At 38.1% G+C, this 24,347-nt stretch carries 20 protein-coding genes, 1 other RNA gene and 1 other annotated feature; of the genes, 17 read left to right on the top strand and 4 right to left on the bottom strand.

Annotated elements, in window-relative coordinates; translation table 11 throughout:
• Positions 1-16: 16 nt before the first annotated feature.
• Together tgt and yajC are read left to right on the top strand one after the other, a co-directional pair.
• A complete protein-coding gene (gene tgt, locus MHH51_RS11245; protein ID WP_339286112.1) occupies positions 17-1,156 on the top strand; it encodes a tRNA guanosine(34) transglycosylase Tgt in 1,140 nt (379 codons plus the stop codon).
• A gap of 16 nt (positions 1,157-1,172) precedes the next feature.
• Positions 1,173-1,442 carry a preprotein translocase subunit YajC gene (yajC, locus tag MHH51_RS11250; RefSeq protein WP_246144997.1) on the top strand — a complete coding sequence of 90 codons (270 nt, stop codon included), beginning with the start codon at positions 1,173-1,175 and terminating at the stop codon, positions 1,440-1,442.
• A 65-nt stretch (positions 1,443-1,507) separates the two neighbouring features.
• Here yajC and MHH51_RS11255 read toward each other — a convergent pair whose 3' ends face one another.
• Positions 1,508-1,891 carry a TIGR04086 family membrane protein gene (locus tag MHH51_RS11255; RefSeq protein ID WP_147207891.1) on the bottom strand — a complete coding sequence of 128 codons (384 nt, stop codon included), beginning with the start codon at positions 1,889-1,891 and terminating at the stop codon, positions 1,508-1,510.
• A 171-nt stretch (positions 1,892-2,062) separates the two neighbouring features.
• Positions 2,063-3,613: a stage V sporulation protein B gene (gene spoVB / locus MHH51_RS11260; protein WP_147207890.1), complete on the bottom strand. Its 1,551-nt coding sequence runs from the start codon at positions 3,611-3,613 to the stop codon at positions 2,063-2,065.
• A 231-nt stretch (positions 3,614-3,844) separates the two neighbouring features.
• On the opposite strand from spoVB, the gene MHH51_RS11265 reads away from it, so the two are divergent.
• The 12 genes from MHH51_RS11265 to ssrS all read left to right on the top strand — a co-directional run bounded on the left by MHH51_RS11265 (position 3,845) and on the right by ssrS (position 19,028).
• The gene (locus MHH51_RS11265; protein WP_147207889.1) at positions 3,845-4,144 is read left to right on the top strand and encodes a post-transcriptional regulator; all 300 of its coding nucleotides are present in this window, start codon (positions 3,845-3,847) and stop codon (positions 4,142-4,144) included.
• Between the two features lie 43 nt (positions 4,145-4,187).
• Positions 4,188-6,440 (top strand): protein translocase subunit SecDF, encoded by a 2,253-nt coding sequence (gene secDF / locus MHH51_RS11270; RefSeq protein WP_147207888.1) that lies wholly within the window; start codon positions 4,188-4,190, stop codon positions 6,438-6,440.
• A 207-nt stretch (positions 6,441-6,647) separates the two neighbouring features.
• Positions 6,648-7,010 (top strand): lipopolysaccharide assembly protein LapA domain-containing protein, encoded by a 363-nt coding sequence (locus tag MHH51_RS11275; RefSeq protein WP_147207887.1) that lies wholly within the window; start codon positions 6,648-6,650, stop codon positions 7,008-7,010.
• A gap of 89 nt (positions 7,011-7,099) precedes the next feature.
• Positions 7,100-9,415: a single-stranded-DNA-specific exonuclease RecJ gene (recJ, locus tag MHH51_RS11280; RefSeq protein ID WP_339286116.1), complete on the top strand. Its 2,316-nt coding sequence runs from the start codon at positions 7,100-7,102 to the stop codon at positions 9,413-9,415.
• Positions 9,405-9,917: an adenine phosphoribosyltransferase gene (locus MHH51_RS11285; RefSeq protein WP_156985386.1), complete on the top strand. Its 513-nt coding sequence runs from the start codon at positions 9,405-9,407 to the stop codon at positions 9,915-9,917. Before recJ ends, MHH51_RS11285 begins: the two co-directional genes overlap by 11 nt.
• Before the next feature lie 409 nt (positions 9,918-10,326).
• Positions 10,327-12,522, top strand: coding sequence for a bifunctional (p)ppGpp synthetase/guanosine-3',5'-bis(diphosphate) 3'-pyrophosphohydrolase (locus tag MHH51_RS11290; RefSeq protein WP_147207884.1), 2,196 nt, complete (start codon positions 10,327-10,329; stop codon positions 12,520-12,522).
• A gap of 14 nt (positions 12,523-12,536) precedes the next feature.
• The gene (dtd, locus tag MHH51_RS11295; RefSeq protein ID WP_147207883.1) at positions 12,537-12,983 is read left to right on the top strand and encodes a D-aminoacyl-tRNA deacylase; all 447 of its coding nucleotides are present in this window, start codon (positions 12,537-12,539) and stop codon (positions 12,981-12,983) included.
• An 86-nt stretch (positions 12,984-13,069) separates the two neighbouring features.
• Entirely contained in the window at positions 13,070-13,243 is a 174-nt protein-coding gene (locus MHH51_RS11300) for a hypothetical protein (RefSeq protein ID WP_186813508.1), read from the top strand.
• A gap of 152 nt (positions 13,244-13,395) precedes the next feature.
• Positions 13,396-13,617, top strand: a binding site (T-box leader).
• 138 nt (positions 13,618-13,755) lie between these two features.
• Positions 13,756-15,039, top strand: coding sequence for a histidine--tRNA ligase (gene hisS / locus MHH51_RS11305; protein ID WP_156985383.1), 1,284 nt, complete (start codon positions 13,756-13,758; stop codon positions 15,037-15,039).
• Between the two features lie 3 nt (positions 15,040-15,042).
• Positions 15,043-16,821: an aspartate--tRNA ligase gene (aspS, locus tag MHH51_RS11310; RefSeq protein ID WP_156985382.1), complete on the top strand. Its 1,779-nt coding sequence runs from the start codon at positions 15,043-15,045 to the stop codon at positions 16,819-16,821.
• A 585-nt stretch (positions 16,822-17,406) separates the two neighbouring features.
• Positions 17,407-18,777: an NADP-specific glutamate dehydrogenase gene (gene gdhA / locus MHH51_RS11315; RefSeq protein ID WP_339286120.1), complete on the top strand. Its 1,371-nt coding sequence runs from the start codon at positions 17,407-17,409 to the stop codon at positions 18,775-18,777.
• 68 nt (positions 18,778-18,845) lie between these two features.
• Positions 18,846-19,028: non-coding RNA, 6S RNA (gene ssrS / locus MHH51_RS11320), on the top strand.
• A gap of 88 nt (positions 19,029-19,116) precedes the next feature.
• On the opposite strand, the gene MHH51_RS11325 is transcribed toward ssrS, so the two are convergent.
• Positions 19,117-19,788 (bottom strand): RsfA family transcriptional regulator, encoded by a 672-nt coding sequence (locus MHH51_RS11325; RefSeq protein WP_339286122.1) that lies wholly within the window; start codon positions 19,786-19,788, stop codon positions 19,117-19,119.
• A 218-nt stretch (positions 19,789-20,006) separates the two neighbouring features.
• Positions 20,007-21,281: a replication-associated recombination protein A gene (locus tag MHH51_RS11330; protein WP_147207878.1), complete on the bottom strand. Its 1,275-nt coding sequence runs from the start codon at positions 21,279-21,281 to the stop codon at positions 20,007-20,009.
• Positions 21,282-21,626: 345 nt separating this feature from the next.
• Here MHH51_RS11330 and MHH51_RS11335 point away from each other — a divergent pair, with 345 nt between their 5' ends.
• From MHH51_RS11335 to mnmA, 3 genes are read left to right on the top strand one after another with little or no spacing between them, the layout of a single operon-like run.
• Entirely contained in the window at positions 21,627-22,052 is a 426-nt protein-coding gene (locus tag MHH51_RS11335; RefSeq protein ID WP_339286124.1) for an Rrf2 family transcriptional regulator, read from the top strand.
• Between the two features lie 22 nt (positions 22,053-22,074).
• Positions 22,075-23,217 (top strand): cysteine desulfurase family protein, encoded by a 1,143-nt coding sequence (locus MHH51_RS11340; protein ID WP_339286126.1) that lies wholly within the window; start codon positions 22,075-22,077, stop codon positions 23,215-23,217.
• Between the two features lie 13 nt (positions 23,218-23,230).
• On the top strand, positions 23,231-24,343 hold the full coding sequence (mnmA, locus tag MHH51_RS11345) for a tRNA 2-thiouridine(34) synthase MnmA (RefSeq protein WP_339286128.1): 1,113 nt from the start codon (positions 23,231-23,233) through the stop codon (positions 24,341-24,343).
• Positions 24,344-24,347 lie beyond the last annotated feature (4 nt).

Genomic DNA, 24,347 nt, shown 5'->3' on the forward strand with positions numbered 1-24,347 from the left:
AAAAGGAAGAGAAATCATGATACCTATAACGTATGAATTAATAAAAACAGATAAACAGACTGGAGCAAGGCTTGGACGTGTGCATACTCCGCACGGATCTTTTGATACACCGACCTTTATGCCTGTCGGAACACTGGCAACTGTAAAAACGATGAGTCCTGAGGAATTAAGCTCTATGCAGGCAAATATAATACTTTCTAACACGTATCATTTATGGCTGCGTCCGGGAGAAGATATTATTGAAGAAGCTGGCGGCTTGCACAAGTTTATGAATTGGGATAAAGCAATTTTGACTGATTCGGGCGGATTTCAGGTCTTCAGCTTAAGTGATATGAGACAAATAGAAGAAAAAGGTGTTCATTTCCGTAATCATTTAAATGGAGAGAAGCTATTTTTATCTCCTGAAAAAGCAATGCATATTCAAAATGCATTAGGATCAGATATTATGATGGCATTTGATGAATGTCCGCCTTATCCAGCTACCTATGATTATATGAAATCTTCAGTGGAGCGGACTTCCAGATGGGCTGAACGTTGTCTGGAGGCTCATAAACGGTCAGATATTCAAGGACTCTTCGGTATTGTTCAAGGTGGAGAATATGAAGAATTAAGAAGGCAGAGTGCGAGTGATTTAGTTTCACTTGATTTTCCCGGGTATGCTATTGGCGGATTATCCGTTGGAGAGCCAAAGGATGTTATGAATCAGGTTCTTGAGTTCACAACACCATTATTACCGGCAAATAAACCGAGATATTTAATGGGGGTGGGATCGCCGGATGCTTTAATTGATGGAGCTATCCGCGGTGTGGATATGTTTGACTGCGTATTGCCGACCCGAATTGCCAGAAATGGAACTTGCATGACATCTCATGGCAGATTAGTGGTTAGAAATGCAAAATATGCACGTGATTTTTCACCGATTGATGAAAATTGTGACTGTCATGTTTGTAAAAATTATACGAGAGCTTACATTCGTCACTTGATAAAATGTAACGAAACATTTGGATTCCGACTTACGACTTATCATAACCTGCATTTTCTGTTAAAATTAATGGAGCAAGTTCGAACTGCTATAAAAGAAGATCGACTTGGTGATTTCAAAGAGTCATTCTTTGAACAATATGGATTGAATCAAGAAAATCCAAAGAACTTTTAGGAAGGAGATGGAACATATGGGAGCTGAAATGATTACACCAATTTTATGGATTGTACTTATGTTTGCTATTTTTTATTTCTTACTTATTCGCCCGCAGCAAAAGCGTCAGAAGCAAGTAAGAGAAATGCAGGATAGTCTTCAAAAAGGCAACTCAATCGTAACAATCGGCGGATTACATGCGAAAATCCATGCCATTGATGAAGGCACAATCGTGCTAATTACTGATGAAGGCACAAAATTAACGTATGACCGTTCTGCAATCAGAGAAATAAAACAAGAAGCATAATGCATGAAGAAAGCTAATGGACAATCATTAGCTTTTTTTCATGCATTCATTATATGCTGTACAAACTAGTTTTCTTCCACAGGATTTGAAAAATTAACTCCGATAATCCCTCCTAATATTGCTGCAATCAGGTAGAATCCATGGTACATTGCTTGAGTTAGCGAGAAACCCTGCTGATAACCGAGAAATTGAACTAAAAAAACAAATCCGGTAAATCCCAATCCAATCAATACACCTAAAAGCCAACCCTTTGCTTTTCCCTTTAAACCAGTAATTACTCCACAGACGAATAGAATAAGCAGTCCAATGATAAAAGTGACTAAAGATAAGGTTGCTTCTTTCATATCCAGAAATTTCAAAAGCAAGCCTAACGTAAAACTTGAAAGAAAAAGTAACCCGAATAATATAATCCAACCGTAGAATAAAGATGTCCATTGAATTTTTTCCATTCATTCATCTCCTCTAAGTTTGTCCTTTCTTCTAAATTTATGCTTGTATTTTTTATTTAGAAGAAATATTTAAAAGAGAGATACCGAGCTGTTAGAGAAAACTATTTGCTGATGTTTAGATAATCATTTATAGGCAAAATAAAACCAAGTAGTTAATTCTATCAAATAAAATCATTTCTTTTTCGAGAAAAACGGCAGTTGTCTTAATTCTTCTTTACGAATAAAACCTAATAGAAGCAGTAATATAAAATAAATTATTACGATAATTAAAAGCAGCAGGATGAATGAGATCAGGTTTGTGTCACCCGTGTAAAATTGGTTTTTAATATAATAGGTCAGAAGAAAAGTTGCTCCACATAATATAATCATGCGGATAATATCCTTCCAGGCAGGAAAATAATTAATTTCTCTTCTTAGTACCCCGATATGAAGAAACGTAACAAGAACAACATTCACGCAGATAGCAACTGCGGCTCCCTTAATCCCTAAATTTGAACTTGTTGCCAATAAGATCATGACGCCAAATTTTAAGATAACCCCTATCAACGAATTCCACATAGCCGGTCGTGCTAAATCGAGAGCTTGTAAAGCTGCCTGCAGTGGAGCCTGAATGTATAAAAACAGGAAAAAAGGTGCCATGATAATTAGTAGGGATGCTGCTGAATCAGAACGATACATAAGGTTAAGTAAATCAGAAGCAAATAAGGTCATGATAATAGTAGCTACAGCTCCTGATGCAAAAGATATCCGGATAGATTGATGTATGCGGTTATGAATCAATTCTGTTTGATTTTTTGCTCCTGCCTCAGAAATGGATGGCACAAGGGCAATAGAGAGAGAGCTTGTAATAAATGTCGGCAAAAATAATAAAGGCATCGTGTAGCCCATTAATTCACCATACTGCTTTGTTGCAGCTGCGGCAGTGACACCTGCGAGTGCAAGAGATTGGACAATAATGATCGGATCGAGGAAATTTGAAATTGAACCAATCATTCTGTTTCCCAAAGTTGGCATGGAAATAGATAATAGTTCTTTTGCTGTTGATTTTCCGGATAGAACAGTTTCTGTAAAATGTTTTCGTATTTTCAGCTTTCTTTTTTGACGAAATTTTCGGATCATGTATAAGAGCGAAGCAAATTCACCAATAATAATACTGAACATAGCACCTGCTGCGGCATATTCAATTCCATAAGGCAAAAGAATATAAATAAATACACCAACAAATGTAATCCGTACAATTTGTTCGAGTACTTGGGCAATACTTTGGGGCTTCATATTCTGTTTTCCTTGAAAATAGCCCCTTAAAACTGCTGATACAGCGGCAATTGGAATAATAGGACTAATGACAATTAAAGGGAGTAATACACGGCTGTCTGTAAATAAGGTGACAGATAAAATTGGCGCAGCCAGAATCAAAAGCACTGTAAACAGGACACTTGCACTTAAAGTAATTGCCAGCGAGACGGCAACAATTTGTTTTATTTTTTTAGAATCATTTTGTGCATCTGCTTCCGCTACACGTTTAGAAATAGCCACTGGAAGGCCGAATTGTGTCAGGGTCATAACTAAAAATAGAGTTGGCAGAGCCATCATATAAAGACCGACACCTTCTTCTCCCATAAAACGTGCTACGACCATCCGGTTAATGAAACCCATAAACCGGGTAAGCATGCCTGCAATAATTAGAATCAATGCTCCTTGGATAAAGGTTTGTTTCGTCATTCGAGTTGCCCCGCCTTCTCAAAAAAATAATTTTGATATACAATGATATATATGCTGGGTAATGGACAAACCATGACAGTTGAATTGGGTCAAGCAATGAATAATGCAGCAAAAGTGCTCAGGTTTTCCTATATAGCACTGTTTAGACTTTTTTATACTTTCTTTACCAATTAAAAAGGCGTACAATAAGATAGGACTTTATGGAGATTTATAAAGAAATGGTGGGATGAAATGGACAGTCAGCATGTAGAGTCATGGAAAGAATTGATTTATCCGGCATTAAAAAGTAAACAGGAAGAATTAAAAATGCTAGGTTATGAACAAGCGACTCCAGAAGGCGTATGGCAATGTCTTTGCGTGAAAATTTGGAAGGGTAAAACCGAAAAAAGACTTCATGAAATTGTTCAAGATATTTTTCATTTGAAATCATCTGTTTATTTAAGCTATTTAACTATTCAATCCTATGAAAATGATGATTTAGCAGCTTCAATTGAAGCACTTATTGGAAATTCACCACAAGCGGATAAATAAGGTCCGTCTAAAAGGTTGATATATGAAGGAGGAAGCGCAAACGATGAAAAAAAGAGGCAGAATCGTTGCCTTTTTTCTTGTCATCGCAATTTTGGCAGGAGTAATTGGAACAACGTTTAGCAACTTGATAAGTAAAGTGAATCTTGGCTTGGACTTGCAGGGAGGTTTTGAAGTCCTGTACGAGGTAGAGCCTGTTGAAGATGGTCAGGAAATTTCAAACAGTTTAATGGAAGGAACAGTCCAGACTTTGAATGATCGGGTTAATCGCCTGGGTATTAGTGAAGCTGTCATTAATATAGAAGGGGAGGACCGAATCAGGGTTCAGCTTGCAGGGATTGAAAATCAAGCCGAGGCCAGAGAGATACTGTCAACATCTGCGCAATTGTCTTTCAGGGATGTTGACGATGAGGAATATCTTGATGGATCAGATATTGTAGAGGGAAGTGCCAAGCAGGATTATAATCCGAACACCAATGCACCAATTGTAACTCTTAAACTAAAAGATGCAGATAAATTTGGTGAGGTAACGCAAGAAATTAGTCAAATGGCCGATAATCGTCTGGTTATCTGGATGGATTATCAGGAAGGTGAGGATTCATTCGCTGCAGAAGCTGAGAAAGAAGAGCCTAAATTTATTTCTGCACCGGCAGTAAGTCAGACGATTAATTCCAGCGATGTCATGATTGAAGGTAACTTTACAGTGGAATCAGCCCAGCAAATGGCAGATATTATTAATTCTGGTTCACTGCCTGTACATATGAATGAGATTTTCTCTACATCTGTAGGTGCACAATTTGGTGAACAGGCATTAAATCAGACAGTGTTTGCAGGGATCATTGGAATTTCATTGATAATTCTTTACCTATGTGCATTCTATCGCTTCAGCGGTATCATTGCTTCCATTAACTTAGCTGTCTATGTATTTTTAGTAGTATTAATTTTTGAATTGCTCAATGGAGTATTAACATTGCCTGGCATAGCCGCTCTTATTTTAGGGGTTGGAATGGCTGTTGATGCAAACGTAATTACCTTTGAACGAATGAAAGAAGAATTAAGGGTTGGAAAATCTGTAAAAGCAGCCTTTCAATCTGCAAATAAAAGCTCTTTTGTGACAATTCTAGATGCGAATCTGACCACCTTAATTGCGGCAGGAGTACTGTTCGTATTTGGTACAAGCTCCGTTAAAGGATTTGCGACTATGCTGATCATCAGTATTTTAATCAGCTTTTTAACATCAGTATTTGGTACAAGAGCTCTCCTGGCATTATGGATTCAAAGCGGCTTTTTGAAAAAAAGAAAAGGCTGGCTTGGTGTCAATAAGAAACAAATTAAAGATATTACAGAAGGAGAAGAATCTGATCCTGCATTTTTTGGCAAGCATGTTAATTTCGTGAAGCATCGCAAGAAGTTTTTTGCTGTTACAACAATACTGGTGATTATTGGCGCTGTCAGCATTGGGATTTTTAAAATTAATCCGGGAGTTGATTTTACAAGTGGTACCCGGATAGAAGTTGTTGCTGATCAAAGCTTAACGGAAGAAGAAGTGGAATCCGAGTTTGAAACGCTTGGTTATGAAATAAGCTCTGTAAATTTATCTGGTGAAAATAATGAAATAGGTGTTGTCCGTTTTGATACAGTACTGGATGAAGGGGAGGAGCATAGTCTAAAGCAACATTTTGAAGAGGTATACGGACATGAACCCGGTGTGAGTGTTGTATCGCCGATTGTTGGTCAGGAGCTTGTTAAAAATGCAGTTTATGCTGTAGCAATAGCATCTTTATTTATTGTTGCATATATAGCTGTCCGATTTGAAATCTTCTTCGGTGTTACTGCTGTAATTGCCCTATTGCATGATGTGTTCTTTATGCTGGTGGCATTCAGTATAACGCAAATTGAATTTGATATTACGATTGTAGCTGCAATCTTAACCATTATCGGTTATTCATTAAATAATACACTTGTTATTTTCGACCGGATCAGAGAAAATATCCGTCACGAAAAACGGGTAAAATCATTTAAGAAACTTGCAGAAATTATCAATAAGAGTATTATTCAGTCATTTACGCGGACAATGAACACGTCTATTACAACGATTATTGCTGTTGTTGCTTTCTTAGTGCTTGGAGCATCCTCAATATGGGCCTTTGCTTTTGCACTGTTAGTCGGATTACTGGCTGGAACATATACTTCTCTGTTCCTGGCTTCACAGCTTTGGCTGGTATGGAGAGGAAGAACAGTGAAGGATAAACCAGTTGACTTTAGAAAAAAAGAAAAAGTTGACGGACCGCAGGTATAGCTGTATTAAGGAGCCTATATTTAGCAACTGTCATATAGTAAGAGAGCTTTCAATGTGGTAATATTTCTGAAAGAGCTTAGCTTCAGACTTTAGTTAACATTACCGATTTAAACCATTGAAAGCTCTCTTTTTTTACTATCATGCTTAAAATAATACTCAATCGGGTAATGAATATATAGAAAAAATATTTTTTATGGAGGAACAATTATGAATGGACAGGTTTATGTCATACTCGCTATTATATTTGTAATTATTATCGCCGTTTTTGCTGTTATTAATGTGGAACCTGTAGCAGTCGATTATTTATTTTGGACGGCGGATTCCCCTTTAATCCTGGTTATCCTCTTTTCTGTATTAATGGGAGGATTAATTACTGCAGCGGTAGGGGCAATTCGACTTTATAGAGCACATCACGAGATTAAAAAACTTCGTACAGAAAATGAGCGCTTGAAAAAAAGAATGGCAGCCCATGGAATTACAGATGTGCAGGGGAAAGAAGAAAATAAAAAAGAATCCCGAAAAGAAATGCGTCAAGAAGCTAAACAAGCAAAAAAATCAAATAAAGAATAATCTTTCTTTACAGTTTAACTGATAATCAGAGGAATCTATTTGATGCCCCTGGCCTACTCTAGTATAATGATTAGGTCAGGGGTGAATTTATGCTATCAAGTAAAGCAAATTGGAAATATATAAATAATCCGCCTGTGGAGGAAAGAGATTCTATAGAAATAGCTATGTCGCCTATTGTTAAGGATCTATTTTTACAAAGAGGAATTACCACAACGGAAGAAGCAAATCAATTTATGCAGCCGGATTTAAATAACTTAATAGACCCATTTTTAATGAATGGAATGGATAAAGCGGTTAAGCGAATTAAAGAAGCAGCTGAAAATAAAGAAAAGATTGTTGTGTATGGAGATTATGATGCAGATGGTGTAAGCTCTACAGTTGTCCTGCTGCATGCTCTGAAAAAAATTGGTGCAGACTGTGAATACTATATTCCCAATCGTTTTACTGAAGGATACGGTCCAAACGAAGCAGCATTCAGGCAGCTTCATCAAGCTGGATTCGGGTTAATTATCACGGTGGATACAGGTATTGCTTCTGTTCATGAAGCAGAGGTGGCAAAGGAGCTTGGTATTGATTTAATCATTACTGATCACCATGAGCCTCAAGCAGAAATTCCGGATTGCTACACTATTATTCATCCGAAATTATCTGAGGATTACTTTTTCAAAGAGCTGGCGGGTGTCGGTGTTTCGTTAAAACTGGCACAGGCTTTAATCGGAGAGCTGCCTCGGGAAGTGCTTCCTTTTGTAGCTATAGGTACGATTGCGGATTTGGTGCCATTGGTTTCTGAAAACCGGATTTTGGCTACATTTGGTTTGAAAGAGCTTAAAAGAACCAATTATGTTGGCTTGAAAGCTTTAAAACAGGTATGTCAGTTAGAGGAAATCATTACAGAGGAGGATATCGGTTTTCGCATTGGTCCACGGCTGAATGCAGTGGGACGTTTAGGAGATGCCGATTTAGCTGTAGATCTTTTACTGGAAGAAGATAATGAAATTGCGTTAGAAATGGCAAACGAACTAAACCATATTAATGAACAGCGAAAGAAAATTGTTCAGGATATTGTACAAGAAGCGATGGAAATGGTTCAAACAGATAAACGGATTATTATTGTAGCAAAAGAAGGCTGGAATGAAGGCGTATTAGGAATTGTTGCTTCAAAGTTAGTCCAGAAATATGATCGTCCTGCAATAGTTTTAGCGATAAAACCAAAGCAGGGTATTGTAAAGGGATCAGCCAGAAGTATTCCTGCATTTGACTTATTTGAAGGCTGTATGACAGTCAGAGATTTATTTACGCATTTTGGCGGACACGCACAGGCTGCAGGTATGACCTTACCTATTGAAAACTTAGATTCTCTGGAAACTGCTTTAAATGATTTACTTTTCCAGAATCTGTCGGAAGAAGATTTTAAGCAGGAATTGCATATTAATGCTATATTAGATATTGCAGATATTAATGTAGCATTAATTGAGGAGATAGCAAAACTTTCTCCGTTTGGGATGGGAAATCCGAAGCCTTTGTTTGAGATAAGAGAAATACCGAAAGAGGTTCGTCAAATTGGAAGCAGAAAAAACCATTTGAAAATGCAATTTGCATCTGCAAATGGTCAAATGGATATGGTTGGTTTTGGATTTGGTGAGCTGAAGGATGCTATTTCTCCGCAAACAGAGATATCGATAGTTGGAGAGCTTTCTGTCAACGAGTGGAATGGGAGAAGGAATGCCCAATTAATGATAGAGGATTTAAGAATTACAGAGTGGCAGCTATTTGATTTTCGAGGGAAAAAAGCTGAGCAATTAATTCCTGATAAGGCTAACGAAGTCTTTGTCTGCGATGAGTCTATACAGCCTGATGAGCATACGGAAACATTTACTTATAAAGAGGCGCTTTCCAGAGATTTGACATCTTATCATACAATCGGTTTTACCGAATTACCTGAAAGCATGGATGTTATGAAGAAAATTATAAAGCAGATGAATCCGAAAAATATTGTTGTAGCGTTACGTCAGACTACGAATCAATACCCATTTCAATTTCCTTCCCGAAAGGAATTTGTGGATTATTACAGCTTAATTAAACAGCATCAGCAATTTCGGGTTACGGAAATGCAGAAAGCTATTGAACAGCATCGGGGCTGGAATGAAGCCAAGATAAAATTTATGTCAGATGTTTTCACAGATTTAGGATTTGCAACGTTGAAGGACGGATGGCTTTGTTACGAAGCTGCAAAGAATAAAAAGGATTTATCAGAATCAGTCATTTACCAAACCTGCTTCAAACAAAAAGAAGCAGAAAGTATACTTATTTATTCTAATTACCAGGATTTAAAAAAATGGTTTGCATCGTATCTAAATCTGGATACGTCTGCGAATCTACAGGAGGAAGCAGTGTATGGATTATAAAGAATATATTGAGATTGTAGAAGATTGGCCAAAAGAAGGGGTTCGTTTTAAGGATATTACGCCATTGATGGCTAATGGGCCGGCTTATAAATCAGCTGTTGACGAGATTGTAGAATATGCAAAAGAAAAAGAAATCGATGTTGTTGTTGGTCCTGAAGCAAGAGGATTTATTGTTGGCTGCCCGGTTTCTTATGCATTAGAGGTCGGTTTTGCTCCTGTTCGTAAAGAAGGAAAACTGCCCCGCGAAGTAATCAAAGTAGATTATGGGCTGGAGTATGGAAAAAATGTATTAACCATTCATAAGGATGCTATTACACCTGGACAGCGTGTTCTGATTACAGACGATCTTTTAGCGACAGGCGGTACGATTGAAGCAACGATTAATTTAGTTGAACAGCTTGGAGGAATTGTTGTAGGATGTGCTTTCTTAGTGGAGTTAAGTTATCTGGATGGAAAGGATAAGCTGGAAGGCTACGATGTACTTACAATTATGACCTATTAAATGGCAGAAAAGAGTCAAACAGAGATAAAAACTGTGTTGACTCTTTTTATATATTATTTTATCAGCTTATATTAGGTTTTAGTTGGACAGAAATATAAAAAAAGTCTTATAATAGTAATTATTATCGAATAATGTTTTTAAATCTGCGAAATTTAAGAGTTTTTAATGAAAGAAATGGCTTCAAGCTTTTAAACACTTGTTGCTATTTTTATTTTTACATCAGGAAGGGTAAATTTTTAACGGGGCTTTTCGATGGAACGAGCATTCCCCGTCCGGTAAAAGCTGTTTCGAACCATTTGAAAATTTAAGTTTCTGATATAAGAGAAGTAACAGATTTGTTTTAATAAATACAAATATGATTTTTTACGAAATAATTTATTCAATATTGAAGGTAAATAAAGGTGATAACATGGCAAAAGATGAAAATGTCAACATTACAGATATTATAGAAAAAGTAAAAGAATACTTATCTGATGAAGATGTTGCTCTAATTGAACACGCCTATGAATTTGCGAAAGAGGCTCATAAAGACCAATTTCGTAAGTCTGGGGAACCTTACATTATTCATCCGGTACAGGTCGCAGGGATACTTGCTGAATTATTAATGGACGCTGAAACGATTTCAGCAGGCTTTCTTCATGATGTTATCGAGGATACAGATGTAACCTTTGAACAAATTGAAGAAGAATTTAATCATGAAATAGCTGCACTCGTAGATGGTGTAACGAAACTTGGTAAAATTCGCTATGAAACAAAAGAGGCCCAGCAGGCAGAAAACCACCGGAAAATGTTTGTGGCTATGGCAAGAGATATTCGTGTCATTATGATTAAACTGGCTGACAGATTGCATAATATGAGAACGTTAAAGCATTTGCCTCCAGAAAAACAACGACGCATTTCGAATGAAACGCTGGAAATTTTTGCTCCGCTTGCTCATCGCTTGGGAATTTCAACGATAAAATGGGAACTTGAGGATACAGCTTTACGCTATCTTAATCCGCAGCAGTATTATCGTATTGTTCAATTGATGAAGCAGAAAAGGGAAGAAAGAGAGTCTTACATTCAGGAAGTTATTGATGATCTTTCTCAAGAATTTGAGGCTGTAAATATAAAAGCAGAGATGTCCGGCCGGCCAAAGCATTTGTATAGCATCTATCAAAAAATGGTCAATCAGAAAAAGCAATTTAATGAGATATATGACCTTCTTGCAGTCCGGATTTTAGTTGATAATATTAAAGACTGTTATGCTGTTTTAGGTATTATTCATACGAATTGGAAACCGATGCCAGGAAGGTTTAAGGATTATATCGCTATGCCGAAACAAAATTTATATCAATCTCTGCATACAACAGTCATCGGTCCGAAGGGTGATCCGTTAGAGGTACAGATTCGTACGAAGGAAATGCATGACATTGCAGAATACGGAATTGCTGCACACTGGGCATATAAAGAAGGAAAGCAGGCAAAAGGAAAAAGCTCCTTTGAAGAAAAATTGTCATGGTTCCGGGAAATTTTGGAATGGCAAAGTGAAACACATGATGCGGAAGAATTTATGGAGTCATTGAAGATTGATTTGTTTTCTGATATGGTCTATGTTTTCACACCAAAAGGTGAGGTCATTGAGCTGCCGGCAGGTTCTATTCCAATTGATTTTGCTTACAAGATTCATACGGAAATTGGCAATAAGACCATTGGAGCAAAAATTAATGGCAAGATGGAGCCATTAGACTATGAATTGCAGAACGGAGACATTGTCGATGTGATGACATCAAAGCATTCCTATGGGCCGTCCCAGGATTGGCTGAAAATGGTGCAGACCTCGCAGGCAAAGAGCAAAATAAAACAATTTTTCAAAAAGCAGCAGCGCGATGAAAATATTGTCAAAGGGAAGGAAGCTGTTGAAAGAGAAATTCGTACTTTCGACATCGATCCTAAAGAAGCATTAACTGCAGATAATTTGCAGCGTGTATTTGATAAGTTTAATTTTACAAGTGAAGATGATATGTATGCTGCTGTGGGTTATCAAGGGATTACGGCAGCTCTTATAGCTACCAGATTAACGGAGAAAATCCGCCAATCAAGAGAAGCCGATCAAGATTTAGAAAAGAAAATAGAAGAAGTAAAAACAGATAAAGCAAGACCGTCCTCCAAGAAAGATTCGGGTATTGAAGTGGCGGGTGTAAATAATTTGCTTGTCCGTATAGCAAAATGCTGTAACCCGGTGCCTGGGGATGAAATTTTAGGTTATATTACCAAAGGCAGAGGAGTATCTGTCCACCGTGCTGATTGTCCGAATGTACAGACAGAGGAAGCAAAGCAGCGCTATATAGATGTGAAATGGAAAAATCAGTATGCAGAGAAAAAGCAGTATCATGTTGATTTGGAAATTACAGGCTATGATCGCCGCGGCCTGCTTAATGAGGTATTGCAGGCTGTTAACGAAACAAAAACGAATATTACGCATGTTAATGGTCGATCTGACCGAAATAAAATGGCTATTATTCAATTGACGATTTTAATTCATAATACCAATCACTTGCGTAAAGTTGTAGATCGAATAAAGCAGATTCGGGAAGTATACACCGTTACCAGAACGGTGCAATAAGGAGCGTTTGTTTTATGAAGGTAGTATTACAGCGGGTGAAGGAAGCTTCTGTAACCGTCCGGGGAGAAAAAATCAGTGAAATAAAAAAAGGATTTCTTTTACTTGTTGGCGTTACACATGAGGACTCTGATGAGGATTTAAATTATCTTGTCAATAAAATTGTTCACCTGCGGATTTTTGAAGATGAAAACAAAAAAATGAATCTTTCTATTAAAGATGTAGACGGAAGCATTTTATCTGTATCTCAATTTACTTTGTACGGAGATACTAAAAAGGGTAGACGTCCAAGCTTTATTAAAGCAGCTAAGCCTGATGAAGCAGAAGCTTTGTATGATGCATTTAATAAAGCGTTACGCACAGAAGGAATAGTGACAGAGACCGGAGAGTTCGGTGCCATGATGGATGTCGGTCTGGTAAATGATGGTCCTGTCACATTAATTATCGATAGTAAAGACAGATAAGGGAAGGTATAAGAATAAGGTTAGGGTTTTATGGAGATGCTATCTTAAATAGATTTTAAAAGAACTCTTAAAGGAGCATTTAAGTTATGCATCGAGAGATAAAGCAGCACAGCGCTAATAATTACTCTGAAATAATGATGGTTGATTTTCATCATTTTCTACAAATGGAAAAGTCTTCAACCTATTTAGAAATAGCAACAGAGCTTGGAATTTCCATACAGGAAGTGAAGCAATTGAAAAAAAGCTTAAGTCGTTCTTGACAATGAACGAAACTAACCTTATTATTATAATCATTCCACTTCTATAAGAGGTGGTAGCTTCTAAGTTTGCCTACGAATGTTTTCCGCGGGACGGGTAAGGCCAGTCCTGGGACATGGGCGGTATTAGGTAGAAGTTTCTTAAAATTAAATGAATGAAACCGTTGAAAGAAAAAGTAATATAGGAACAGGTAGTAAGAGAGTAGCTGTCATTGGCTGAGAGCAGCTATCTATCCGGCTTATATGAAAGACATTCTGGAGGATTTATATCGAAAAAGATTGAGTAGATATAAACGTGTTGCAGGCGTTAACTGATAAAGGTGGGTATCTTTGGATATCAACTAGGGTGGCAACGCGGGAAAAATCCCGTCCCTTATTTTAAAAATAAGGGACGGGATTTTTGTATTGTTAAAGAACTTGCAGCGTCCGCTTTAAAAGTTATCTGTTATTATTTTCTGCTGACCAGAAAATGAATTTCATCAGTTATTTTGTATATTAGTGAAGGAGGAAATAAAATGTCTATGAAAGCTCCGAGAGGAACAATGGATATTTTGCCGGAAAATACGGCAAAATGGCAGTATGTAGAAAAGCAAATTAAAGAAATTTGTGATGCATATTACTATCATGAAATACGCACACCAATCTTCGAACACACAGAAGTATTTCAGCGTGGTGTCGGGGATTCAACAGATATTGTACAGAAGGAAATGTATACTTTTGAGGATCGGGGAGGCAGAAGCCTAACACTTCGTCCAGAAGGAACTGCTGCTGTAGCCCGTGCATTTGTTGAAAATAAATTATACGGGAGCCCAAATTTACCGGAAAAACTATATTACTTTGGCTCAATGTTCCGGTATGAGCGTCCCCAAAAAGGAAGAATGCGCCAATTAAATCAATTCGGTGTGGAAGCAATGGGAAGTGAGGACCCGGCAATTGATGCAGAAGTAATTGATCTTGCCATGCAAATTTACCGCAGGTTAGGATTGAAATCTTTGAAGCTGGTGATCAACTCATTAGGTGATAAGGAAAGCCGAAAAGCACATCGTGATGCACTAGTAGCACATTTTGATCCATACCGTGAGGAGCTTTGCTTGGATTGCCAATCACGATTGGATAAAAATCCGTTACGTGTGCTGGATTGTAAAAAGGATCGAGATCACCCTGCAATGAAAACAGCACCATCCATCTTAGATTATCTGAATGAAAAGTCACAAGCTTATTTTGAACAGGTAAAAGCATATTTAGATGCGATGGAAATTTCTTATACTGTGGATCCTAATCTAGTCCGGGGTTTAGATTACTATAACCATACAGCATTTGAAATTATGAGTGAAGCAGACGGCTTCGGTGCCATTACGACATTAGCCGGCGGCGGCAGGTATGATGGATTGATTACTGAATTCGGCGGTCCGGATACACCGGGAATTGGTTTTGGAATGGGGCTGGAACGCTTATTAATGGCTCTTCAGGTAGAAAATATTGATATACCTGTTGATACTAAACTAGACTGTTTTGTGGCAGGCTTTGGTTCTGAAAAAGTACGAACAGAGACTGTAAAACTTGTGCATCAGTTACGTTCAGCTGGTATTCAGACAGATACAGATTACCAGCACCGCAAAATGAAGGGTCAGCTTAAAGCAGCAGACCGTTTAAAGGCAAAATTTGTTATCTTTTTAGGTGATAATGAACTTGATAAACAAGTGGTGACCATTAAAAATATGGGAACTGGAGATCAAAAAGAGGTCTCAGTTGATCATATTGTTTCTGAAATTAAAGAGTTGTTATTGGAGGAGAGTTAAAAAATGACAGAGCGTGTTTTATCTGGGCACTTAACTGAAAATGAAATTGAAAAGGAAGTCAGACTAAAAGGCTGGGTTCAAAAACGCCGGGATCTTGGCGGACTTATTTTTATTGATTTACGTGATAAATCTGGAATTATGCAAATTGTATTTAACCCGGATTATTCACAGGAAGCACTCGAAACAGCGGAAAGTATCCGTTCTGAATATGTGATTGATGTAGTTGGCAAGCTTGTTTTACGTGATGAAGCAACCATTAATCCTTCCATTCCAACTGGTACATTGGAAGTACTGGCCAGCTCGATTAAAGTTTTGAATAAAGCAAAAAACCCGCCATTTATGATTCAGGATGATGTAAATATTTCAGAGGATATCCGTTTGAAATATCGTTATTTAGATTTACGTCGTCCAGGCTTGCAGGAAACATTTAAATTGCGGCATCAAACCACGCAGAGCATCCGCAATTATTTAAATCGAAATGAATTTTTAGAAATGGAAACACCTATTTTAACGAAGAGCACACCAGAAGGAGCGCGGGATTATCTTGTGCCAAGCCGTGTTCATCCGGGTGAATTTTATGCTTTACCACAATCTCCGCAGTTATTTAAACAATTAATTATGATGAGCGGATTTGAACGTTATTATCAAATTGCCCGTTGTTTCCGGGATGAAGATCTGCGTGCAGACCGTCAGCCGGAATTTACACAGGTTGATATTGAAACATCTTTTCTAACAAGTGATGAAATTATGACAATGACAGAAGAAATGATGAAAGAGGTTGTTAAAGAGGTAAAAGGTATTGATATCACCTTACCTTTACAAAGAATGCCTTATGATGAAGCAATGAACCGCTTTGGTTCTGATAAACCGGATACCCGCTTTGGATTAGAATTAATTCATGTATCAGATATCGTGGCTGCCTCTGGATTCAAGGTATTTAAGCAGGCGGTAGAGAACGGCGGAAAAGTAGCATTATTAAATGTGGAAGCTGCAGCCGGCAGCTATTCCAGAAAAGATATTGATAAGTTAACAGAGTTTGTAAATGTATATGGTGCAAAAGGCTTAGCCTGGTTAAAAGTAGAGGAAGAAGAAGTAAAAGGTCCGATCAGCAAGTTTTTATCTGATGAGGAAAAAGCAGCCATCATGGATAAGGCAAAGGCAAAAAGCGGCGACTTACTGTTATTTGTGGCTGACAAGTCAACTGTTGTCTACGATAGTTTAGGAGCCCTGCGTTTGAAGCTGGGGAAAGATTTAGGGTTGATTGATGAAGAAGTGTTTAATTTCTTATGGGTAACAGATTGGCCATTATTTGAATACGATGAGGAATTAGGCCGTTATTTCGCAGCGCATCATCCATTTACATCACCAATTGAAGCGGATAAGGAAAAACTGTTAACAGATCCGATGAATGTCCGCGCAAATGCATATGATTTAGTTTTAAACGGCTATGAGCTTGGCGGCGGATCTATCCGTATCCACCAGACTGAGCTTCAAAATCAAATGTTTCAAGCATTAGGATTTACAGAAGAAGAAGCAAGGGAGCAATTCGGATTCTTATTGGATGCGCTAGAGTATGGAGCACCGCCTCATGGTGGGGTTGCGCTTGGTTTAGACCGTATTATTATGCTTCTGGCGGGCCGTTCTAACCTTCGTGATACAATTCTTTTCCCTAAAACAGCATCCGCTTCTGACCTAATGACAGAAGCTCCTAGCGAAGTTAGCGGGGACCAGCTGCAGGAATTGTCAATTGCATTAGCAAAAAGAAACGATAATAAAAAATAAGAAAATTACTCGGTTCTTAAAAGAAGGATGTTCTTGTCAAGGAGATGTCCGCTCCAGCGGTTTTGATGGGACGAGTAATCGCAGTCCCAGAAAGCCGCTTTCCACGGGCAACGCTTCAGCCTCCTCGGAAGAAAACCACTTCCTGCGGGGGTCTTCACCTGTTGCTTGTCCCGTAGGAGTCGGCTTCCTTCCGCTCCCATCTATGAAGAAATATGTTTCTTTTGTTTTCTTGCAAAGAGATTAATCTAATTCTAGCGGAAGAAATACACGGAGACTCCTGTGGGAATGCGCAGTGGGAAGACCCCGCAGAAAAAAAGTGCTCTTCTTTTTTTCGAGGAGATGAGCTCGGGGCCCAAGGAAAGCGTAGTGTATTTCTGGAGCGGTTATCTTCAGCATTTTTTATACTTTTTTATTCTTTAATAGAGAATATGCACGATATCTCTGCATATCGTGCATATCATTTGTGAAATAAAAGCAAACAAAAGCTCAATAGTCTTGTGTTTATTTGCTTTTTCATATAAAATAAAAAAACCTTCTGGTTGAGGAATCGGTTGAAAAAATTAAAGGAGATGAATGTTAGGAGCCATGGAAAATAAATTACAGCATCATAATCGAACAGCAAAAGAGTATGTACAGGGAGTCTATGAGGAACTAAAAAAAAGAAATAGTCATGAGACAGAATTTTTGCAAGCAGTGGAAGAAATTGTCGAATCTCTAGAGGTTGTTTTCGAGAAACATCCTAAGTATGCAGAATTAGGCATATTAGAGAGAATTATAGAACCAGAGCGCTTAATTGCTTTCCGTGTTCCTTGGGTGGATGATGAAGGACAGATTCAAGTAAACCGCGGTTATCGTGTTCAATTCAGCAGTGCGATTGGGCCATATAAAGGCGGGCTTCGTTTTCATCCAACGGTAAATGCAAGTATTATTAAATTTTTAGGCTTTGAACAAATCTTTAAAAACTCTTTAACCGGTCAACCTATTGGCGGAGGAAAAGGCGGATCTGATTTTGATCCAAAAGGAAAATCAGATTTAGAAATTATGAGATTTTGTCAAAGTTTTATGTCAGAATTATCTAGACATATTGGACCGGATACAGATGTACCGGCAGGAGATATTGGTGTCGGCGGAAGAGAAATCGGCTACCTTTACGGTCAATATAAGAAAATTAAAGGTACTGTAGAACCAGGTGTTTTAACAGGAAAAGGCTTAGGTTTTGGAGGCAGCTTGGGACGTAAAGAGGCTACTGGTTACGGCACGGTTTATTTTGTGCAGGAAATGCTTAAAGATAACGGGCAGGATTTCTCCGGTAAAACAGTTGTTGTGTCCGGATCCGGGAATGTATCCATATACGCAATGGAGAAAGCAGCTGAGTTTGGTGCAAAAGTAGTTGCCTGCAGCGATTCTAATGGGTATGTTTATGATAAAAATGGTATTGATGTTGAACTTGTGAAGCAGATCAAAGAAGTAGATAGAGAGCGTATTAATGTATACTTAGAAACGCATCCAAATGCAGAATACGTTGACGGCGGGTCAGTTTGGGAAATTCCATGTGAGATTGCTCTGCCATGTGCTACACAAAATGAAATTGACGAAGCGACAGCAAAAACTTTAATTGAAAATGGTGTTATTGCTGTAGGTGAAGGAGCTAACATGCCATCATCCCTGCAAGCAATTAACCAATTTCTGGAGAATAATGTTTTGTTTGCTCCTGCAAAAGCGGCAAATGCCGGTGGTGTAGCTGTGTCCGCTTTGGAAATGGCACAAAATAGCAGCCGTATTGCCTGGAGTTTTGAAGAAGTTGATGAAAAACTGCAAGAAATTATGCGTAATATTTATCAAAATAGTATTCAAGCAGCGAACGAGTATGGTAAACCTGGAAACCTTGTTGCAGGAGCTAATATTGCCGGCTTCCTGAAGGTTGCAGATGCTATGGTCGAACAGGGCATTATTTAATCAGCAGATTGGAATATATTATTTGTACTTTGAATAAATTTATGCTACGATAATAAAAATAAATCATAACAATCCTGATGTGTACGTCAACAATTGGTATTTTGACCGAACACCTATAAGTTAGGGAGTCCGATTCGTCTTTAAAGTGCATGCATGCCTAAAAAAGGAAGCATAATATCTTTAAAGCAGGACACCCACCTGCCAAAAGCGGGATCAAAACTTTATTGTCGGACGGCACTATCGGGATTACGAAAAAATACTGCACAGTTTTGTGCAGTATTTTTTCGTGATTGATATACACTTACTGTTATAAGTATAATGTATGGTCTTTATTCTGAACTAATTTGAGCCTTGTGCCAGCTGCTCCAGGTTCCCGTTCTTATCCATACGGAATGATGGAGAGCTGATAAGATTCGTATCCTCAAAAACTGTCATCTTGCGGGCCCGATCCATAATTTGAATAAATGTTTGGTAATCTTCTTTCATTGCCTGCAGCTGCTGTTCTGTATCCGCTAAATTCTTTTGTAATTCTTCTACCTTTGTATGCAAGGATTTATTCTCGTTCTCTAACGATTGCATAGAGGACTTTGATTGATTGGAAGTATATAATTCTTGCTTTAGCGATTTTAAATACTTAATTACTGTGTCCAGATTAAATGCTGCAGCAGGTTCAGGATTTGTTTGTACTGTCGGCTGATCTATTGTTTCGTGAGAAGGAACAGTCTCCGAAGTATCGATTTGAGCCGGTTTTGGAAGAGCTTGTACGGTTTTATTTAAAGCTCTTTTTCTCTCTTTTCGTTGTCTTTTAGCCAAATCAATTGCGTTTTCATATTTATTACGCACTTCAGCATTCCATCTGAAACCGCAAGCGGCTGAAGTACGATTTAAATGATCTCCTACTTCTTCAAAAGCATTTAACTGTGTGCTTCCCTCACGAATATGTCTCAAGACAGTTTCTGCCAGTAATAGATCATCTTCATGAGACCAAGCGTCTTGCCTTACCTTTACCATGTCATTCACTCCTCATTATTAAGAAAATACTTAGAAAAATCTGCACACACTTTTATTTTAGTGAATAGGCAGTTTTCTTATATTTCACACGTTAAAAAATTATACTTTCCTAACGTGCTAGAAAGATTATAGTAATCTCTATTCTTTCCAGAGGAGTTAAAAAATATACATTTCTTTAAAGAGGATGTTCAAAATTATTAATTTTACTAATTGAGTTCTTACTTTTTTTCCTTATTAATTCGTTCATATACTTGTTTCAATGCATTTTCAAATTTTCCTGTTTCTTTCGGTGTATAGTAATTTCGGTTTTTGATAGTATCTGGCAAGTATTGTTGTTTTACCCATGCACCTGGATAATTATGAGGATATTTATAATCTATTCCTCTTCCAAGTTTATTTGCTCCTGAGTAATGAGCATCCTTTAAGTGAGCAGGAATATCGCCGCTTTTTCCTTTGCGAATATCCTCTAAAGCTGCGTCCAATGCCTTATAGGCGGTATTTGATTTTGGTGAAAGAGCCAATTCTACGACTACATCGGCTAATGGAATACGTGCTTCAGGAAAACCAATCCGTTCAGCGGCCTGTACAGCCGCGACAGCTCGCGGGCCTGCTTGCGGACTTGCCAGACCAATATCTTCATATGCAATAACAATTAATCTTCTTGCAATACTGTCTAAATCACCAGCTTCTATCAGCCGTCCCAAATAATGCAGGGCAGCATTCACATCACTGCCGCGAATAGATTTTTGAAAAGCACTCAGTACATCGTAATGAGCATCCCCGTCTTTGTCATGGGAAAAGCTTTTTTTCTGCATACATTCTTCCGCAATCTCCAGTGTTATCTGAATTTGATCATTAGCATTTGGCGGAGTGGAACTGACTGCAAGTTCTAAGCCGTTTAATGCTGAGCGCAGATCACCATTAGCTGAAATAGCTAAATGTTCCATAGCATCCGGACTGATCTGGATATTTTTATCTCCATATCCATTGGTCGTATCTTGAATAGCACGCTGTAATGCTGTTTTAACATTATCAAGAGTTAAGCCGTGCAGCTCAAAAAGATGACAGCGGCTTCTTATCGCCGGGTTAATGGAGTGATAGGGATTACTTGTTGTACATCCGATTAAAGTCAATAAATTATTTTCCAAATGAGGCAGTAAAAAATCCTGTTTTGCTTTATCCAGACGATGAACTTCATCTAAGATAAGAACAGTTTGTCCTTGCATTTTTGCTTGTTCAACTACAATTTCCATATCTTTTTTCTTATCTGTAACCGCATTTAATGTTTTGGATGGGAGTCCAATGGTTTCTGCAAGCGCAAATGCCATGGATGTTTTGCCTGTACCGGGCGGACCAAATAAGATCATGGAAGAAAGCTGATTGGCTTTAACCATGCGATTAATTATTTTTCCTTGACCTACCAAGTGTTCTTGTCCTATAATATCATCTATGTTTTTTGGACGCATTCGATATGCGAGTGGTTGTTTATACATCAAATAACTTCCTTCATCTTCTTATTATTCTATTAGCTTAAAGTGAATATAGAAGAAATGCAAGAGGTTAGCAGTCATGCTATAATAGGTGTAGCCTTATAATATAAATAATCAAATTTGTATAGATGGAATTAAAGGCTATTCTTTTTTCTGTATGTGTATGACTTAAATAATTACCAGACCGTAAGCAATACGGCGGATTACGGCAGGTGAGCAATCTCAAGCTCTGGAAAAGCAATCCGACAGTTACAAGGGGATTCCAATAATTTTGCTTATTTAGTACATTATATAGATTAAATAATATATAAATGGCAGATGATAGTTTAAAAAATTGAGGTGTATATAATGAAGATTTCAACAAAAGGAAGATATGGACTGACAATAATGATAGACTTGGCAAAAAATGAAGGAAACGGTCCAATTTCACTAAAAGTTATTGCAAAGGATAATGATTTATCAGAGCATTATTTAGAGCAGCTGGCTTCACCATTAAGAAATGCCGGCCTAATCAAAAGTATACGGGGTGCATATGGTGGATACCAGCTTGCGAAAAAACCGGATGAAATTACAGCCGGTGATGTTATCCGTGTGCTGGAGGGGCCTTTGACAATTGTGGAAGGTATGGAAATTGAAAAGCCGGCGCAGGCATCTTTATGGATGCAAATCAGAGATGCAGTGAAAGATGTATTGGAAAAAACAACTCTGGAAGATTTGGCAAATTATGACGAGGGTGATAATGGCCCGCGCGAGGCATATATGTTTTATATTTAATGGGAAGAAAGGATTTTGAATCATGGAAGCAATTTATTTAGACCATGCCGCTACATCTCCTATGGCAAATGGAGTGGTTGAAGCGATGATCCCTGTATATAAAGATATCATCGGCAATGCATCAAGTGTGCATTCCTTTGGGCGGAAGGCAAGACAGCAGCTGGATACATCAAGGCGTGTTCTCGCCGCCTCAGTTGGTGCAAATGAAAAGGAAATAATCTTTACCAGTGGCGGTACAGAAGCGGATAATATGGCTCTTTTAGGCGTTGCAGAAGCTAATCAGGATAAGGGCAATCATATTATCACCTCTATTCAGGAACATCATGCTACCTTGCACACTGCAGAAAAATTAGAAAAACAAGGCTTCCGTGTAACATATTTACCAGTAAATGAGGCAGGGCTGGTTTCTGTACAAGATGTTGAAGCAGCTTTAACAGATGATACAATCCTTGTTTCTATTATGTATGTAAATAATGAGACAGGTGTTATCCAGCCTGTCGATGAAATTGGAGATTTATTGAAGAATCACCAGGCATATTTTCATACAGATGCCGTTCAGGCTTATGGACTGGTCGATATTGATATGCATGAGCAGGGTATTGATTTATTAACGGTATCCGCGCATAAAATAGGCGGTCCAAAAGGAATTGGTTTTTTGTATGTGAAAGAAGGAGTTAAGATGACTCCTGTTCAATTTGGCGGCGAGCAGGAAAGAAAGCGCCGGCCTGGAACAGAGAATATTCCATCCGTAGCCGGTTTTGAATTAGCCTCTAATATTGCAATGGAAACAAAACAGATAAGAAACGAAAGGTATCAAAAATATAAACAAATTTTAATAGAAACATTTACAGAAGCGGGTATTGCTTTCAGTATAAATGGAGACCAGGAGAAGACAGTTTCATCTATTATGAATGTCAGCTTTGCAGGAACAAATGTAGAAGCATTACTTGCAAATTTTGATTTGAGCGGCATCGCAGCCTCGAGCGGCAGTGCGTGTACTGCAGGTAGTGTAGAGCCTTCCCATGTTTTATCTGCAATGTATGGTTCAGATAGTCCAATTACTACAAATTCTATCCGATTCAGCTTTGGATTGGCGAATACTGAAGATAATGTGAGAGAAGCAGCTGCAAGAGTTGCAAGTATTGTAAAAAGATTAACAAGTTAAAGGAGGGGCGACAATGAAAGATAATAAAAATATACGTGTTGTAGTTGGAATGAGCGGCGGAGTCGACTCTTCCGTTGCAGCATTATTATTAAAAGAACAAGGATACGATGTGGTTGGTATCTTTATGAAAAATTGGGACGATACAGATGAATTTGGGGTCTGTACGGCTACGGAAGATTTCGATGATGTTGTCCGGGTATGTAATCAATTAGATATTCCATATTACTCGGTAAACTTTGAAAAACAATACTGGGATAAGGTGTTCACTTATTTTCTGGATGAATATAAAGCCGGAAGAACGCCTAACCCGGATGTTATGTGTAATAAAGAAATTAAATTCAAGGCATTTCTTGACCATGCGCTCTCTTTAGGCGCTGATTATTTAGCTACAGGGCATTATGCTCAAGTGGCAAGAAACGAAGACGGGAAAATTCAAATGTTTCGCGGAGCTGATGATAATAAGGACCAGACTTATTTTTTAAATCAGCTTAGTTCAGATGTATTAGAAAAAGTTATGTTTCCTTTAGGTCATCTGCCTAAACCGGAAGTAAGAAAAATTGCAGCAGATTATGGTCTGGTTACAGCAGCTAAAAAAGATTCCACAGGAATTTGTTTTATTGGAGAAAGAAATTTCAAAAGCTTTCTCAGCGAATATTTACCTGCACAGCCAGGGAAAATGATGACACTTGACGGGATAGAAAAAGGAACACATGATGGATTAATGTACTATACTATCGGCCAGCGTCAAGGGCTTGGAATCGGCGGTTCCGGAGACCCATGGTTTGTCGTAGGGAAAAATTTAAAAGACAATTATTTATATGTTGCACAAGGCTATCATAATGAATATCTATACTCTGATGCACTCGTTGCAACGGATTTAAATTGGGTTCAACCGGATCAGATCGAGGACAATTTTACTTGTACAGCGAAATTTCGTTATCGTCAAAAGGATTCAGAAGTAACAGTAAGTGTAAAAAATAATAAAGCATATGTTGTATTTAAAGACAGCCAGCGGGCAATTACACCAGGACAAGCTGTTGTATTTTATCAAGGGGATATATGCCTTGGCGGCGGAACAATCGATGAAATTATAAAAGACAATAAAGCATTACAATATGTAGGCTAGCAGG

This window comes from Oceanobacillus sp. FSL K6-3682 (assembly GCF_037976165.1).
GTDB lineage: Bacteria > Bacillota > Bacilli > Bacillales > Amphibacillaceae > Oceanobacillus > Oceanobacillus sojae.